General features: G+C 69.0%; 13 protein-coding genes. 10 read left to right on the top strand and 3 right to left on the bottom strand.

Annotated features, from left to right (window positions below; translation table 11 throughout):
• Positions 1–23 precede the first annotated feature (23 nt).
• Both JAV51_RS09385 and JAV51_RS09380 read left to right on the top strand, forming a co-directional pair.
• On the top strand, positions 24–377 hold the full coding sequence (locus JAV51_RS09385) for a hypothetical protein (protein WP_197320289.1): 354 nt from the start codon (positions 24–26) through the stop codon (positions 375–377).
• Positions 378–442: 65 nt separating this feature from the next.
• Positions 443–1,387: an anti-sigma factor RsbA family regulatory protein gene (locus JAV51_RS09380; protein ID WP_197320288.1), complete on the top strand. Its 945-nt coding sequence runs from the start codon at positions 443–445 to the stop codon at positions 1,385–1,387.
• 10 nt (positions 1,388–1,397) lie between these two features.
• Here JAV51_RS09380 and JAV51_RS09375 read toward each other — a convergent pair whose 3' ends face one another.
• On the bottom strand, positions 1,398–2,312 hold the full coding sequence (locus JAV51_RS09375) for an alpha/beta hydrolase family protein (RefSeq protein WP_197320287.1): 915 nt from the start codon (positions 2,310–2,312) through the stop codon (positions 1,398–1,400).
• Between the two features lie 8 nt (positions 2,313–2,320).
• Complete coding sequence (fdhD, locus tag JAV51_RS09370; protein WP_197320286.1) at positions 2,321–3,139, bottom strand: formate dehydrogenase accessory sulfurtransferase FdhD; 819 nt, start codon at positions 3,137–3,139, stop codon at positions 2,321–2,323.
• Between the two features lie 160 nt (positions 3,140–3,299).
• On the opposite strand from fdhD, the gene JAV51_RS09365 reads away from it, so the two are divergent.
• Both JAV51_RS09365 and JAV51_RS09360 read left to right on the top strand, forming a co-directional pair.
• On the top strand, positions 3,300–3,965 hold the full coding sequence (locus JAV51_RS09365; protein ID WP_197320285.1) for a GPP34 family phosphoprotein: 666 nt from the start codon (positions 3,300–3,302) through the stop codon (positions 3,963–3,965).
• Between the two features lie 72 nt (positions 3,966–4,037).
• Complete coding sequence (locus JAV51_RS09360; RefSeq protein ID WP_307845805.1) at positions 4,038–6,677, top strand: valine--tRNA ligase; 2,640 nt, start codon at positions 4,038–4,040, stop codon at positions 6,675–6,677.
• Positions 6,678–6,703: 26 nt separating this feature from the next.
• Here JAV51_RS09360 and JAV51_RS09355 read toward each other — a convergent pair whose 3' ends face one another.
• Entirely contained in the window at positions 6,704–7,648 is a 945-nt protein-coding gene (locus JAV51_RS09355) for an SGNH/GDSL hydrolase family protein (RefSeq protein WP_197320283.1), read from the bottom strand.
• A 162-nt stretch (positions 7,649–7,810) separates the two neighbouring features.
• Between JAV51_RS09355 and JAV51_RS09350 the strand changes: the two genes are divergently transcribed.
• The 6 genes from JAV51_RS09350 to JAV51_RS09325 all read left to right on the top strand — a co-directional run bounded on the left by JAV51_RS09350 (position 7,811) and on the right by JAV51_RS09325 (position 17,055).
• On the top strand, positions 7,811–9,352 hold the full coding sequence (locus JAV51_RS09350; protein WP_197320282.1) for a sugar ABC transporter ATP-binding protein: 1,542 nt from the start codon (positions 7,811–7,813) through the stop codon (positions 9,350–9,352).
• Entirely contained in the window at positions 9,349–10,353 is a 1,005-nt protein-coding gene (locus JAV51_RS09345) for an ABC transporter permease (RefSeq protein ID WP_197320281.1), read from the top strand. The genes JAV51_RS09350 and JAV51_RS09345 overlap by 4 nt, the downstream gene beginning before the upstream one ends.
• The gene (locus JAV51_RS09340; RefSeq protein WP_197320280.1) at positions 10,350–11,339 is read left to right on the top strand and encodes an ABC transporter permease; all 990 of its coding nucleotides are present in this window, start codon (positions 10,350–10,352) and stop codon (positions 11,337–11,339) included. The genes JAV51_RS09345 and JAV51_RS09340 overlap by 4 nt, the downstream gene beginning before the upstream one ends.
• Positions 11,336–12,505, top strand: a complete 1,170-nt coding sequence (locus JAV51_RS09335; RefSeq protein WP_197320279.1) for a substrate-binding domain-containing protein — start codon at positions 11,336–11,338, stop codon at positions 12,503–12,505. Before JAV51_RS09340 ends, JAV51_RS09335 begins: the two co-directional genes overlap by 4 nt.
• Positions 12,506–12,518: 13 nt before the next feature.
• A complete protein-coding gene (locus JAV51_RS09330) occupies positions 12,519–13,385 on the top strand; it encodes a sugar phosphate isomerase/epimerase (protein WP_197320278.1) in 867 nt (288 codons plus the stop codon).
• 67 nt (positions 13,386–13,452) lie between these two features.
• Positions 13,453–17,055, top strand: a complete 3,603-nt coding sequence (locus JAV51_RS09325; RefSeq protein ID WP_197320277.1) for a ThuA domain-containing protein — start codon at positions 13,453–13,455, stop codon at positions 17,053–17,055.
• The last annotated feature ends 6 nt before the right edge of the window (positions 17,056–17,061 follow it).

Below are 17,061 nucleotides of genomic sequence, written 5' to 3'. Positions count from 1 at the left end.
CCTGACCGCTACTGTCTGTACTTATGAACGCGACAACGCAGGAGTCCCCGCCTGTCCCGGGTGGGGAGCGACACGTCGACTTCGACGACCTGATCGCCAAGCTGGTGGCGACTGCTCGGCTCCGGAGCCCACGGGTTCACCTCGGTCTCGTGGTCACGCTTTGTGTTCTCACGGTCGTCTGCGTGTTGGCCACGGTGACACGGGCCTCGGCTGCTCCGCTGTTGCCTCTCGTGGGAGTGGCCGTGGCCGGGCTGGCCGTCTGGCGCGCCCGGATCGCGACGACCGACCGGCAGTTGCTGTCGCAGGTCACGGTGTTCGGCTGCGCCGTCGCGGTCGCGCTGTGGACCATGTCCTTCGTCGCCCGCAACCTTGTGTGAGGGTTTGCCGAACTCCGCCCCGGGATAACCCGAAAGCGTTATCGCATTGAGGGCAAGGGGTTCGTGTGAGGTCGGAGCTCCACGGGACGGAGAGGGCGTTCTCGCACCAGGCGCTGTTCTACCGGAACGCGCGTGATTACCAAGCTGGTGCTGTCCCGTTCGTGCTCGACGGACTCGCACGGGATCAACCCGTGGCGGTGGCGGTTCCCGCGCGGCAGCGACGGTTGCTGGCGAGCACATTGGGACTGCTCGCGCAGGACGTCGAGTTCATCGAGATGGAAGAGGTCGGTCGCAACCCTGGCAGGCTGCTCCCGGCGGTGTTGCAGGCCTTCGTGGACCAGCATGCCGGACAGACGTGCCGCATTCTGGGCGAACCGGTGTGGAGCGGCCGTTCCGCCGAGGAGTACCCGGCGTGCGTCCAGCACGAGGCGTTGGTGAATCTGGCGTTCGAGGGACGGACGGCCGACCTGCTGTGTCCCTACGACGTCGCCGCTCTGGGACCCGAGGTCGTGCGGGACGTCGAGGCCACGCACCCGTCGATCCTCGACGCCGACGGACACGAGGTGCGGCAGAGTACGCGGTACGCGCCCGACGAGGCGTACGAGCGCTACAACGAGCCGTTGTTCGCGCCCGCCGACGTGCCCGTCGTCGCGTTCGACATCGAGACGTTGGCGGCGGCGCGTCGGGCGGCGACCGAGTTCGCGGCGCGGTGCGGAACCACCGAGGCTCGCCTCGCCGATCTGGCGCTGGCGGTCGGCGAGGTGTGCGCGAACAGCGTCCAACACGGTGGTGGCCACGGCGAGCTGGCGGTGTGGAGCAGGGACGACATGGTGGTCTGTCAGGTGTCGGATCGAGGCCGGTTGCTGGACCGCCTGGCCGGTCGCCGACTGACCTCGGTCCAGCAGTACGACGGGCGTGGTCTGTACCTCGTGCACCAGGTGGCGGACCTGATCCGGACCCATGTCGCCGACGACGGGCTGACCACCCACATCCACCTACGTCGCACCTGAGTGCTCACCGTCAGGTGAGGTACCGGTGGCGACGCGGCGCGTAACGCCCCAGGAACCGCAGCAGGCCGGGCACGGTGGTGCGGAAGTACTTGTTGTTGTGCCCGCCGTTGTCGATGTGGGCGACCTCCGGGTGGGCCCGGCGGATGAACGCGCGAACGCCGTCGACGAACGGGTCGTCGTCTCCGCACCAGATGCCGGTGGGGATGCCGCGCAGCTTGTCGACGTTGGCCAGCGGGTCCATGGACCGCCACTGCGCCTGGTTGCGCCATACGTTGCGGGTCCGCATCTTGCGCCAGGGCATGATCGCGGGCGCGAGCGCGGCGGCGGCGTACACGGGTTGCCGGCGTTCCGACCGCCGTCGTGCGTAGAGCAACGCGCCGAAGCCGCCCATCGACGTTCCGGCCACGGCGAAGGGCAGCCCGCGGGAGTCACCGAGGTCGTGCTCCCGAAGCCAGGCCGGGACCTCTTCGAGCAGCATGCCCATCGGGTCGTCGCCGTGGTCGTGTTCGTGCCAGTACGTGTTGCCGCCGTCGACGGCCACGAACCCGAACGGCGGAGTGCGGCCGGAACTCACGGCCTTGCCCAGTGCGGACGTCAGCCCCGGTGGGCCGGTGCGGCGTGCCGTTCCGCCTCGGCCGTGCAGGAGCAGCACCATCGGCAGCCCGGGCCAGGGCAGTTGCCGGGGAAGCTTGTAGACGACGTCGACGTGTTGGTTGCGGTGGCGGGAGTAACGGCGTTCGACGTGGACGGAGCCCTCGATGTCGGTCGGTTGCGCGGTCGACGACGCGACGCACAACGACGTGATCCCGAGGGTGGCCACACCGGTGCCGCCGAGCAGGGCGGTGCGCCTGCTGATACGTCGCCGTCGACCGTTCGCGCTCGCCGCGCCGTCGTCGACGGGTGGTGTTGCGCTGTCGGAGACCACGTCCGTCCTTACGCGATTCCGTTTCCGGTGTACAGGTTCATGCTGTTGTCCCGCAGGAAGCCGACCAGCGTCATGCCGTGGTCCTCGGCCAGCTCGACGGCCAGTGAGGACGGTGCGGACACCGCGGCGACGAGGGATATACCCGCCATCGCGGCTTTTTGAACCAGTTCGAACGACGCCCGTCCGGACAGCAGCAGACCGAGGTCGTGCGCGGGAATCCGGCCTTGTTGCAACGCCCACCCGAGCACCTTGTCGACGGCGTTGTGTCTGCCGACGTCCTCGCGCACGACGACGAGCGTGCCGTCGGAGGTGAACAGTCCCGCGCCGTGCAGGCCGCCGGTGAGGGCGAACACGCGTTGTCGGGCGCGCAACGCCTCCGGGAGACCGACGAGCACGTCGGCGGAAATCCTGAACGGCGTGCTCGCCGGGGGGAACATGGTCTTCAGCCGCACGGCCTCCAATGCCGCCTTGCCGCACACACCGCACGACGACGTGGTGTAGAAGTTGCGTTGCACTCCGACGTCCGGGGCCGCCACGCCGTCGGCGAGTGTCACGTCCAGCACGTTGTAGGTGTTGCGGCCGGTGTCGTCGACGCCGTCGCAGTAGCGAGCGAGAGCGATGTCGTCCCGGGAGGTGACGACGCCCTCGGAGAGCAGGAATCCGTGCGCGAGTTCGACGTCGTGGCCGGGGGTTCGCATCGTCACCGCCAGCGCGGTGCCGGAGACGCGGAGTTCCAGCGGCTCCTCACCGGCGAGCGTGTCGGAGCGGCGTCGCTCCCCGTGGGGAGTCACCTTGCGGACGGGTCTGCGGACGGTGACTCGGCCCATGGGCACCACTCCTTGCCTCTCGTCGTGGCTCGCCAATGCGTGCTGTCGCGGTCGGCAGTTCCATGATGACGTTCCGGGTGTGGGATCCGCATAGGGCGACGGACGCGGGGCCGCGTCACGTGGTGGCCGCAGCAGGGGGCCACGCCGTATCGTGGGGCGGATGATGATCGCCGAGGACCTGTTGCTGCTCGTCCACGACGACGAGACGGGCAAACCGGTCGGACTGATCTCCCACCTGGAGTACGCGATGGCGGGGGCGTTGCTCGTCGACCTCGTGCTGCGCGAGCGCGTGGACGTCACGACGACGGAGCAGGGCAAGACCGGTCGCATCGTCGTCATCGACGACACCCCGACCGGCGTCGACCTCCTCGACACGGCCTTGCGGCGGCTTGACCGCCTCGCCGGGCGCAAACCCAAGGACGTGCTGCTGCCACTGACGAAGGGCGGCCTGGTGAAGCGCGTGCTCGGTGGGCTGGCGGATCGCGGCATCCTGCGCCGGGAGAACGACCGGGTGCTCGGGATCTTCCCCCTGACCCGCTGGCCCGCCGAGGACTCCCGGCACGAGGAGGAGCTGAAGGCGCGCCTGCGTCGCGTGCTCGTCGACGGCGAACAGCCCGACGAGCGCACCGCCGCGCTCATCGGGCTGATGGCGAACACGGTGCACGCCAAGCACGTGGTCGGTCGAGACGACGCGCGCGTCGCGCAACGTCGGGCCAGGGAGATCGCGAAGGGCGACTGGGCGAGCGACGCTCTGCGCAAGGCCACCGCGGAGATCGTCGTGGCGGCCGCGATCGTGCCCGCGATGGTGGGGGCGGCGCTGTCCTGACCGGCGGATCGGGGAGGCCGCCGGTGAGAGCCGGTGAGAGGCGCGACGAGGCCCTTCGTAGACTTACTCATCGTGACGGAATCCGCAGCCAGAACCCCCGACCTGCCCAACGCCTGGAACCCGGCCGAGGAAGAGGCCGCCCTCTACCAGCGCTGGGTATCGGCTGGCTACTTCGAGGCCGACGCGGCGTCGGACAAGCCACCGTTCACCATCGTGCTCCCGCCGCCCAACGTCACGGGCAGCCTGCACATGGGGCATGCGCTCAACCACACGCTCATGGACGCCATGAGCCGCCGTCGGCGGATGCAGGGCTACGAGGTGCTGTGGCTTCCGGGCATGGACCACGCGGGCATCGCGACCCAGAACGTCGTGGAGCGCGAGCTGGGCAAGGAGGGCCTCTCGCGCCACGACCTCGGCCGTGAGCGGTTCGTCGAGCGCGTCTGGGAGTGGAAGGCCGAGTACGGCGGCAAGATCCTCGACCAGATGAAGCGGCTCGGTGACGGCGTCGACTGGTCGCGCGAGCGCTTCACGATGGACGAGGGCCTGTCGCGGGCCGTCCAGACGATGTTCAAGCGGCTCTACGACGACGGGCTGGTGTACCGCGCCGAGCGCATCATCAACTGGTGCCCGCGCTGCATGACGGCGTTGTCGGACATCGAGGTCGACCACTCCGACGACGACGGCGAGCTCGTCTCGATCCGTTACGGCGACGGCGACGACTCGATCGTGGTGGCCACCACGCGGGCGGAGACGATGCTCGGTGACACGGCGGTCGCGGTGCACCCCGACGACGAGCGTTACGCCCACCTGGTGGGCACCGAGGTGGAGCTGCCGCTGACCGGGCGCCGTATCCCGGTCGTCGCCGACGCCCACGTGGACCCGGAGTTCGGCACGGGCGCGGTCAAGGTGACGCCTGCGCACGACCCGAACGACTTCGAGATCGGCAAGCGGCACAGCCTGCCCATGCCGACGATCATGGACCAGCGCGGTGTGATCACCGAACACGGTCCGTTCGAGGGCATGGACCGCTTCGAGGCGCGGCCCGCGATCGTGGCGGCGCTGCGGGAGCAGGGCCGCATCGTTGCCGAGAAGCGCCCCTACGTCCACGCGGTGGGCCACTGCTCGCGGTGCGACACGGTGGTGGAGCCGCGGCTGTCGCTGCAGTGGTGGGTGAAGGTCGAGCCGTTGGCGAAGGCCGCGGGCGACGCCGTGCGCGACGGTCGCGTGAAGATCCACCCGCCGGAGCTGGCGAAGCGCTACTTCGACTGGGTCGACGACATGCACGACTGGACGATCTCGCGCCAGTTGTGGTGGGGCCACCGCATCCCGGTCTGGTACGGGCCGAACGGCGAGACGGTGTGTGTCGGGCCGGACGAGGAGCCGCCCACGGGCGAGGGGTGGACGCAGGACCCGGACGTGCTCGACACATGGTTCTCGTCGGGCCTGTGGCCGATGTCGACGATGGGCTGGCCGGAGCCGACGGCCGACCTGGCGAAGTTCTATCCGACCAGCGTGTTGTCCACCGGCTACGACATCCTGTTCTTCTGGGTCGCCCGGATGATGATGTTCGGCCTGTACGGCATGCGGGACAACGGCCCGGAGCGGTCGATCCCGTTCGAGCACATCTACCTGCACGGGCTCATCCGCGACGCGCACGGCAAGAAGATGTCGAAGTCGCGCGGCAACGTCATCGACCCGCTCGACTGGATGGACCGGTTCGGCGCGGACGCCACGCGTTTCACGCTCGCGCGGGGTGCCAACCCGGGCGCGGACATGGCGCTCGCGGAGGAGTGGGCCGCCGGATCGCGGAACTTCTGCACGAAGTTGTGGAACGCCACGCGGTTCGCGTTGTCGAACGGCGCCACCGTGGCGACACCGGTGCCCGAGGCGAGCGAGCTGACCGAGGCCGACCGGTGGATTCTCGGCAGGCTGTCGGCTGTCGTGTCCGAAGTGGACGAGCTGATGGAGCAGTTCCAGTTCGCCAAGGCCACCAACGCGCTCTACCACTTCACGTGGGACGAGTTCTGCGACTGGTACCTGGAACTGGCGAAGGTGCAGCTCGCGGACGACCGCGCCGACGCGACCCGCGCCGTGCTGGGACACGTGCTCGACGTCGTGCTGCGGCTGCTGCACCCGTTCGTCCCGTTCATCACCGAGCGCCTGTGGACCACGCTCACGGGCGGGGAGTCGCTCGTGGTGGCCGAGTGGCCGGTGGGCGAGAAGTGGACGCGGCCGTCCGATCCCGAGGCCGACGCCCGTATCGCGGACGTGCAGAAGCTCGTCACCGAGGTGCGGCGGTTCCGGTCCGACCAGGGTCTGAAGCCGGGGCAGCGGGTCACGACGCGGCTGACCGGGGACGGTTTCGCGACGATCGCCCGGCACGAGGACGCCATCCGGGCGCTGGCGCGGTTGAGCGAGCCGGGTGACGACTTCGCGATGACGGCGTCGCTGGAGGTCGCGCTTTCGACCGGCACGGCAACGGTGGAGGTCGACACCTCCGGGGCGATCGACGTCGCGGCCGAGCGCAAGCGGTTGGAGAAGGACCTGGCCGCCGCGCAGAAGGAGCTGAAGCAGACCGAGGCCAAGCTCGGCAACCAGTCCTTCCTGGAGAAGGCTCCGGCCGCCGTGGTGGAGAAGATCCGCGGCCGCCGTGAGGTCGCCGCCGCCGACATCGAGCGCATCACGGCTCGCCTGGAGCAGCTCGGGTCCTGACGTGGCGGGTGGTGGCGGCGCGTCCGTCACCACCCGCGTTCGGCGAGGTGGTCGAGGATCACCTCGGCCACGCCTTCCATGCCCCACCGGTTGGGGTGGTAGTGCGCCGCGCCGATCGGGTTCAGATGCTGTCCCTGGATCCAGGCGTGCTCGGCACAGGCGTCGTGTCCGAGGGACGCGGGGTAGGTGTCGATGAACGTCGTCGAACCGTGGTTGGCGGCGGCGGTGGCAAGCGCGGCGTTGAGCGTTTCCTCGATGTGGTTGAGCCAGACGTAGTCGCCGTCGGCGAACGGCAGGACGTCGGGGCACGTGCCGGTCGGCGGGGCGATGCGGGGATAGCCGATCAGCAGGATCGTGGCCTCCGGTGAGCGTTCCCGGATTCCGTGGAGGACGGTCTCGACGTTCTGGCGTGTCTGCGCGATGGCCGTTTCGAGCGTGTCGACGCCGTCGACGGTGAAGTGCTGTTGGCAGGGATTGCCGGTCGGGTCGCTCGCGCGCAGTCCGGGGCAGGTGTCGATGATGCTGCCGAAGACTCCGTGGTCGTTGCCGCCGATGCCGAGGGTGACGAGGTCGGTGTCGGGGCGCAGGGCGTCGAACTGCGGCGCGTTGTGGCCGAGGACGATCTTCTGCGGTTCGGTCATGTCGGTGGTGTCGGCGCCGGCGCAGCTGACGTCCGTGAGCGAGGTGTTGTCGAGGCGCGCCGCGACGACCGACGGGTAGTTCTGGGTCGACCGCAGGCAACCGAGCGGGTCGAGGCGCTGCAGCGGGATCAGTGGTCCGGACGTGTACGAGTCGCCGAGCGCGACGTAGTGCGTCCTGTCGTCGGACTGCGGCGTGGCCTGGCTCGACGTCTGCTGTGTCGAGTCGGCGGACGACGATTCCTTCGCATTGGCCGCCACACCCGCCGTGAGGCCCCAGAGCAGGGCGGTGACGAGGGGAACGACGGCGGCGAGGCTCCGGCGGCTGCGCATGACCTAGTTCTATCTGTTCACTCGCGGAGGTGGATCTTCCGAACGGGTGAGTTTTCGCCAGACGTGATCAGCAGTGTTGGGTGTACTGCGCGCGTGCTTAGGTGTTGCGAGTCGTAACTTTTGTTTGACATACGCAAAAGCTCGACATTATTGTGCCCAGTCATGACTGTGACTGGCCTCACCGACGGTGCGTCGGTCGTCCGGATGCGCGGGATCGCCAAGCAGTTCCTGGGCAACCCGGTGCTCCGTGGTGTGGACCTCGACCTTCACGCCGGTGAGGTCCACGCGCTGGTGGGGGAGAACGGTGCGGGCAAGTCCACGCTGATGAAGATCCTGGCCGGGGTGCAGCCTGCCGACGACGGGACGATCGAGCTCGACGGTCGTCCGGTGACCTTCCACTCTCCGCGACAGGCACAGGCCGCCGGCATCGCGATCGTGCACCAGGAACTGAACCTGCTCCCCGACCGCACGGTGGCCGAGAACGTCTTCCTCGGGTCGGAGCCGGTCCGACGCGGCATGGTCGACCGGCGTCGGATGGAGGCGGACACCGCGGCGTTGCTGGAGGATCTCGGCGCGGGAACGGTGTCCCCTCGCGATCCCGTCCGGCTGTTGTCGGTGGCGCAGCGTCAGGTCGTGGAGATCGTCAAGGCGTTGTCGAGCGACGTGCGGGTGCTCGCGATGGACGAGCCGACGGCGGCGTTGGCCGACCACGAGGTCGAGCTGTTGTACGAACTCGTGCGGCGGTTGTGCGCCCGGGGCATCGCGATCCTGTACGTGTCGCACCGTCTCGTGGAGGTGTTCGACCTCAGTCATCGCATCACCGTGCTCAAGGACGGCGCGTTGGTGACGTCACGCCCCACCGGTGAGCTGACCAGCGACGAGTTGGTGCGCCACATGGTGGGGCGATCGCTCGACGCACTGTTCCCGGCCCGGGCCGACGCGCGCGAGATCGGCGGTGTCCGTCTGCGGCTGTCCGGCTGCGGCAACGCGCGGTTGTCCGACATCCACCTCGGCGTCCGCGCGGGCGAGATCGTGGGACTGGCGGGGTTGCAGGGGTCGGGACGGTCGGCGGTCGCCCGAGCGGTCTGCGGTGTCGAGCCCTTCCGCGTCGGAACGATCGAAGTGGACGGTCAACAGGTACGCATTTCCTCGCCTCGCAAGGCGGTTCGGCTCGGTGTCGCGCACGTGACCGAGGACCGTAAGGGCGAAGGACTGGCTCTCCGACAGTCGGTTCGGGACAACGCGCTGCTGGTGCGGCGCGCGGCGTTCCCCCGTAGCCGGAGGCCGCGGACGTCGATCGGGACATTGTTGGAGTCGGTGGCCGTCGTGGCGCGCTCGCCCGATCAGGAGGTGCGGTTCCTGTCGGGCGGGAACCAACAGAAGGTCGTGCTCGCGAAGTGGTTGGCGGTCGAACCTCGGGTGCTCGTCGTCGACGAGCCGACGCGCGGCATCGACGTCGGGGCGAAGCAGGCGGTGTACGAGCTGTTGCGCGGGCTCGCCCGCGACGGCGTGGCGATTCTGATGATCTCGTCCGAGCTGCCCGAGTTGATCGGCATGAGCGATCGGGTGCTCGTGATGCACGACGGGCGCATCGCGGGGGAGCTGCCTGCGGGGCCGACGGAGGAGGCGGTGATGAGGCTGGCCACCGGCCACGCGGTGGAGGCGGCGGACGCCCCCACCGCGGGAACGAAGGAGGCCGTGTGAGCGTCGTCGCGGCTCCACCGTCAGCCCCGGGACGTCGGCGTCCGCAGTGGACTCGACAGCTCAGGAATCCGGTCGTCGCCGTCTACTCCGCTCTGGTGTTGGTGCTGATCGTCGGGAGCGTGCTGGTCGGACTGCGGGGCGGGGTGCTGCTCGACGAGGGCGGTATCACGAACATCCTCACGCGCAGCACGGCGCTCGGGTTGGTCGCGATCGGACAGACGATGGTGATCCTCACCGGCAAGCTCGACCTGTCGGTGGCCTACGTCGTCGGGCTCTGTTCGCTGATCGCGGCGGAGACGATGGCGGGGGACGGGACGATGATCCTGCCGGCCGTGCTGTTGACCTTGGCGTGTGCGGCCGGGGTGGGGCTGGTCAACGGCCTGGTGGTCACGAAGCTGAAGGTCAACGCGTTCATCGCCACGCTGGGCACCGGGTTGGTGATCCGGGGCTATCTGGAGAGCAACTACGAAGGCCCCGCCGGTGAGGTGGCGAAGAGCTTCCAGCACCTGGGTTACGACCGGATCGGGCCCGTTCCCGTGGCGGCCTTGATGATGCTGGGGCTGGCGGTGCTCGCATGGTGGTTCCTCGATCGCACTCGGCCCGGCTACCACGTCTACGCCGTGGGCGGTGACGAGGAGGTCGCGCGCTCCTCCGGCATCCGCACCGACCGCACGGTGGTCATGGTGCACGTGCTGTGTGCGGTGGCGGCCGGGTTGGCGGGGTTGTTCCTGGCGAGTCGGCTCGGTGCCGGCGCGCCGTGGGTGGGTGCCGACAGCGGCTACGACCTGGAGTCGATCGCGGCCGTGGTGCTCGGGGGGACGATCCTCGCCGGAGGTCGAGGTGGGGTCGCGGGCACGATCGGCGGGGTCCTCATCCTCGCCACGCTCGACACCGTCTTCGACGACCTCGGCATGAACTCCTTCTTCAAGGACGTCGTGCGCGGCGTGGTGCTGATCGTGGCCGTGGCGCTCTACGCCCGACGCAGGAGGGCCGTCCGATGACGCAGACCGAGACGCCGACCCGCCGCCTGCCGAGGCTCACCGACGGCACCGGTCCGGTGCTGGCCGTGTTGGCGATCGTGCTGGTGGCACTGGCTTTCGTCGGCCCCGCCTACAGCGAGCCGTCCGGCTATCTCGCGCTGCTCAAGCGGGCTGCGCCGTTGATGATCCTCGCGATCGGACAGTACTTCGTCATCGTCAGCGGGGGCTTCGACCTGTCGGTGGGTTCGTTGGTGACCGCGGAGGTGGTCATCGCCGCGCGGCTGTTGGACGGCGACGAGTCCGCGACGCTGTGGGTCGTCGCGTTGCTGCTGGTCCTCGGTGCCCTGGTGGGGCTGGTGAACGGGCTCGTCACGACCCGGCTGCTGGTGCCGTCGTTCATCGTCACGCTCGGCATGCTGCTGGTGCTCGACGGGGCGGTGTTCCTCTGGACGGGCGGAGCCCCACGAGGGTCGCTCACCGAGGCGTTCCGCGTGGTGGGGCGCCAGGGCTTCGAGGTGCCGTTGGTGGGACAGGTGCCGTGGTCGGTGCTCCTGCTCGCCGTGATCGTGGTCGCGGCGGTGCTGTTCATGCGCAGTGGTCGGGGCCGAACGCTCGTCGCGGTCGGGGACAACGAGACGGCAGTGCGGCTCGGCGGCGGCAACGTCGAGGGGACGCGCACGCTGGCCTTCGTGCTGTCGGGGTTGTCGGCAGCCGTGGCGGCGATCCTGCTCGGCGGCTTCGCCGGAGTGTCGGCGCAGGTCGGCGAGGGACTGGAGTTCCAGGTCATCACCGCGGTCGTGCTCGGTGGTGTCGTGCTCGGAGGTGGACGCGGGTCCGTCGTCGCCGCGATGGCGGGTGCGCTCACGTTGGAAGCCCTGTTCTCCCTGCTCAACCTCCTCGGTGTGTCCGGGGGACTGGAGTCGGCGGTACAGGGCGTGATCATCATCGCCGCCGTGGCCTACGCGGCGTTGGGGCGGTCGAAGTTCCGGAGAAGGAGAGCGACATGAGAAGGACCTGGTTGACCGCCGTCACGGCGGTGGGTGCGCTCGCGTTGACGAGCTGTACCAGTGATCTCCCCGCCGAGAGCGGACCCGGGGACACGTCGCGGTCGGCGGAGTCGAGCGAGTTCTTCGACCAGGCCGAGTACGAGCGGCAGCTCGCGCTCCGGGACGCCACACCCGAGGGTCCGGAGGGCGCACCGTGGGAACAGGCACTCGAACCGGAGATGGTGGACACCGCGTCCCACGCCAAGGACGGTCCCTACCACCTGTGCTTCTCCAATGCGTCGGTCGACAACCCGTGGCGGCAGGTCGGGTGGAAGACCATGCAGGCCGAGGTCGACCTGCATGACGAGATCGAGACGTTCACGGTGCTCGACGCGGAGGCCAAGGACGACAAGCAGATCAGCGACATCGCGTCGTTGACGTCGCAGGGCTGTGACGCACTGATCGTGTCGCCGAACACCACGTCCACCCTGACGCCCGCCGTGGAGCAGGCGTGTGACACCGGCATTCCGGTGATCGTGTTCGACCGGGGCGTGAACACCGACTGCCCGACGACCTTCATTCACCCCATCGGCGGCTACGCGTTCGGTGCGTCGGCGGCGGACTTCCTCGCCGACGAGGTCGGTGAGGGCGGCACGGTGCTGGCCCTGCGGGTGCTGCCGGGCGTCGACGTGCTGGAACACCGCTGGGCCGCGGCCGAGCGCATCTTCGCGGAGCGGGGTGTGAACGTCGTGGGAGTCGAATTCACCGGGAACGACACCGCAGGCGCCAAGAACATCGTGAGCGACTACCTCCAGCGGGAAGGCCGGATCGACGGTATCTGGATGGACGACGGCACGGCGGCCGTCGCGGTGCTGGAGGCTTTCGAGGACCAGGGCATGGAGGCCCCGGCGATCTCCGGTGAGGACCAGCAGCAGTTCCTGGAGAAGTGGAAGGCCGAGGGACTCACGGCGCAGGCCCCGACCTATCCCACCTATCAGTGGCGCACGCCGGTGATCGCGGCGTTGAAGATCCTCCGGGGCGAGGAGGTGCCGAGCGAGTGGATCCTGCCGCAGCCGGTGGTGACGGCGGAGACGATCGACGACTACCTCGTCGAGGGCATGCCGCCGCTGCACTACGCGCTCTGCGGTTGTCAGGAGATGCCGGACTTCCCGCAGCGCTGGAAGTGACGAGGAGACACGAGTGTCCATCGTGCATCCCGTCGGGGTGAACACCTGGGTCTGGACCTCACCACTGGACGACGCCGCCCTGCGCGATCGCATCCCGGCGATCGCCTCGGCGGGGTTCGACGTCGCCGAACTCCCCGTGGAGAACCTCGGGGACTGGGACCCCGCCGAGGCGGCCCGGTTGCTGACCGATCACGGGCTCGACGCGTCGGTCGTGCTCGTCATGCCCGAGGGACGGGAGCTGGTGTGCGCCGACCGCAGCACTGTCGTCGCCACCCAGGACTACCTGCGGCGGTGTCTCGATATCGCGGCCTTGCTCGGGGCGCCGGCGCTCAGCGGCCCCGCCTATGCGTCCGTGGGGCGCACGTGGCGGATGACCGAGCGGCAACGCGCGGAGTGCGTGCGGGAGTGGCGGGACAACGTCACTCCCGTGTTGGAGCACGCCACCGACGTCGGGGTGACGCTCGGGGTCGAGCCGCTCAACCGGTACGAGACGAGCCTGTTCAACACCGTGGACCAGACCCTGCGTGCGCTGGCGGGGCTTCCCGCGTGCGGCGTCGCGCTCGACGTCTACCACCAGAACATCGAGGAACGCGACGTCGCCGCGGCCATCCGGTCGGCGCACGGTCGGATCGCGCACGTCCAGGTGTGTGCCAACGACCGCGGCTCACCCGGGCGGGACCACTTCGACTGGCCCGAGCTGCTCGCCGCGATCGAGGAGGCCGACTACACCGGACCGCTGTGCATCGAGTCCTTCACCGCCCACAACGACAGCATCGCCACGGCGGCCTCGATCTGGCGTCCGCTCGCCACGAGTCAGGACGCCTTGGCGGTCGACGGACTCGCGTTCCTGAAGGAGGTGATGTTCGACCGAACCACCTGAGCTCGACCGACCGTCGACGGCGCCGGCACGCCGTGATCACTCATTCCCCTTGCACCGTGAGGATGTCATGAGTAGACGCAAGAAGTTGTTGTCGCGTATCGGCGCCACGGCGCTGGCCGGCGTGCTCGCCGTCGGGATGCTTCCCGCCGGGACCGCGGTGGCCCAGGAGGCCGAGTTCCACGCCCTGCTGTTCACGAAGACCGAAGGCTACCGGCACGACTCGATCCCGGCGGGGATCGCGATGTTCGAACGACTCGCCGAGGAGAACGACTTCACGTTCGACCACACCGAGGACTCGGCCGTCTTCAACGACGCCGACCTCGCGAAGTACGACGTGATCGTCATGTTCCAGACCTCCGGCATGGTCTGGGAGAACGACGCGCAACGCGAGGCCATGCAGGCGTACGTGGAAGGCGGTGGCGGTGTCGCTGCCATCCACAACGCCACGGACATGGGGATCGAGGACGAGTTCCCGTACTGGGACGACCTCGTGAACGCGGGTGCCCACATGCCGTCGCACTCCCCGGGGGTGCTCGACGGGACGGCGTTGGTGACCGACCACCACCATCCGTCGACGGAGGGGCTTCCGGCGCGCTGGGAGCGGGCCGAGGAGTGGTACAACTTCGACAAGAGCATGCGCGGCGAGGTGCACGTCCTCGTCTCGGCGGACGAGTCGACCTACGATCCCGGCCCCGACGCGATGGGAGCCGACCACCCGATCTCGTGGTGCCGCGACGTGGGTCTGGCGCGTGTCTGGGCCACGGCCATGGGCCACGACACGGCGGCCTACAGCGAGGAGCTGTTCGCCCAGCACGTCCTGGGTGGGTTGCGCACGGCGGCGCGCACCGTGGAGGCCGACTGTTCGGCCACTGTGGACAGTGCTTTCGAGAAGGTGGCACTCGACACCAACACGCAGGCGCCGACCGCGATGGACGTCACGCCCGACGGTCGGGTGTTCTACACCGAGATCCTCGGCCGCGTGATGGTGTACGACCCGGAGTCCGGCAGCACGTCGACGGCGTTGGAGCTTCCGGTGTACTCCGGTGGCGAGGACGGTCTCGTCGGGTTGACGTTCGACCCGCACTTCGCCGACAACGGCTGGGTCTACCTCTACTACTCGCCGCCCGGAGACGAGGAGATCAACCGGGTGTCGCGGTTCACGGTGGAGGGCGACACGATCGCGCTCGACAGCGAGGTGCAGATCCTCGACATCCCGGCGTCGCGCCGGGCCGAGCCCGGCCACACGGGCGGCTATCTGACGTTCGGGCCGAACGGCGACCTCTACGTCGGTGTCGGGGACGACACCAACCCCTTCGAGTCCGGCGGGTACGCGCCGATCGACGAGCGCGACGGGCGCGACCTGTACGACGCGCAGAAGACCTCGGCCAACACGAACGACCTGCGGGGCAAGATCCTGCGGATCACCCCGCGACCCGAGGGCGGTTACACGATCCCCGAGGGCAACATGTTCGCTCCCGGCACGGAGAACACCCGGCCCGAGATCTACGCGATGGGTTTCCGCAACCCCTTCCGGTTCACGGTGGACGTCGACGGGACGCTCTACCTGGCCGACTACGGTCCGGACGCCAACGCGGCCGACCCGAACCGCGGTCCGGACGGCAAGGTCGAGTGGAACATCGTGACCGAGCCCGGTTTCTACGGCTGGCCGTACTGCATCGGCGACAACATTCCCTACAACGACTACGACTTCGCCACGAACACGTCGGGGGAGAAGTTCGACTGCGACAACCCGGTGAACGACTCTCCGAACAACACCGGTCTCACCGAGCTGCCTCCCGCACAGGCCGCCGACGTCTGGTACGGCTACGGCGAGTCCGAGGAGTTCCCGATCCTGGAGACGGGCGGTGCCGCGCCGATGGGTGGCCCGGTGTACCGGTACGACCCCGACCTGGACTCCGAGGTCAAGTTCCCCGAGTACTACGACGGCAAGCCGTTCTTCTACGAATGGGCGCGCAACCGGATCTACACGATCACGCTCGACGAGCAGGGCGAGGTGCTCACCCTCGACCCGTGGCTGACCAGCCAGGAGACGTTCGCGCCCATGGACATGCGGTTCGGGCCGGACGGGGCGCTGTACCTGCTCGAATGGGGCGGCGGTTACGGGCGTGACAACCCCGACTCCGGGCTGTACCGCATCGAGTACAACCAGGGCAACCGCAGGCCGATCGTGTCCCTCAGCGCCGAGCCGACCTCGGGTCACGCGCCGCTGGAGGTCTCCTTCAGCAGCGAAGGATCGTACGACCCCGAGGAGACGGAGCTGTCCTACACGTGGAACTTCGGAGACGGCTCCACGTCCACCGAGGCCGACCCCACGCACACCTACACCGAGAACGGGCAGTACAACGTCCAGCTCACGGTGACGGACGCGACGGGCAAGAGCGGTGTCGGCAACACGACGGTGACGGTGGGCAACACGGCCCCGTCGGTCACCGTCACCACGCCGGTCGACGGTGGGTTCTTCGAGTTCGGCGACGCGGTGCCGTTCGACGTCGACGTCACCGACCCGGAGGACGGTGAGATCGACTGCGGTGAGGTGGTCGTCCAGCCCGCGCTGGGACACGACGCGCACGCGCACCCGATGGACCCGATCAACGCCTGTGAGGGCACGATCGAGACCATCGTGGACGACGGGCACGCCGGGGCGAACATCTTCTATTCCGTCGACGCGAGCTATACCGACCACGGCGGCGACGGGGCGCCCGCACTGACCGGCCGTGACACGGTGGTGCTGCAGCCGAAGCACAAGCAGGCGGAGTACTTCACCTCCTCGGACGGCATTCGCGTCGTCGCTCAGGAGGGCGCGGAGAACGGCAAGCGCATCGGCGACATCGACGACGGTGACTGGATCGCCTTCACCCCGGTGAACTTCACGGGCATCGACGAGGTGTCGCTGCGCGTGTCGGCTCCGGACGGCGGTGGTGGTGCCGTGGAGCTGCGCGCGGGCGCGACGGACGGTCCGCTGGTCGCCGAGGTGGAGGTGCCCTCCACGGGCGGGTGGGACAACTACGTCCAATTGCCCGGGGTCGCGGTGACCGATCCGGGCGGGACGACGGAGTTGTTCGTCGTGTTCCGTGGCGGCACGAGCCCGTTCGACCTCGACTCGTTGACCTTCGTCGGTGACGGTGTCGCACAGGTCGACGAGGACGGCCCCACCGTCACGGTGTCCGGTGTGGAGGACGGCGCGTCCTACGGCGATTCCGGCTCGCTCACCGTCGGTTTCGAGGCGACCGACGACGGCGCCGGGGTGGCGTCGGTCGAGGCGACGCTCGACGGCGAGTCCGTGGCCGACGGTGTGGAGATTCCCCTGCACACCCTCGCCCTGGGCGTGCACGAGCTGGTGGTCACAGCCGTCGACAAGGCGGGCAACACGACCGAGCAGAGGGTCACCTTCACCGTGACGACGTCCCTTGAGGACCTGCGGACGTTGGTGGACCGCTTCGCCGACGAGGGACGGATCCCGGCACGGACGGCCGGGACTCTCACGCTGAAGCTCACCGTGGCGGACGGGCTCACGCGCGTCAGCGGTCTCGCGGCGTCGGTGGTGCTGCGAACCTTCGTCGACGGTGTGGAGCGGCACGTGTCCGACGAGGAGGTGGCGAACGTACTGGTCCGGGACGCGCGGGCGGTGATCGAGCACTGGCGCGCGTGACGGAGC

It is taken from the genome of Saccharomonospora sp. NB11, from assembly GCF_015910535.1.
Taxonomy (GTDB): domain Bacteria; phylum Actinomycetota; class Actinomycetes; order Mycobacteriales; family Pseudonocardiaceae; genus Saccharomonospora.
This window is presented reverse-complemented; position numbering and strand designations above follow the sequence as displayed.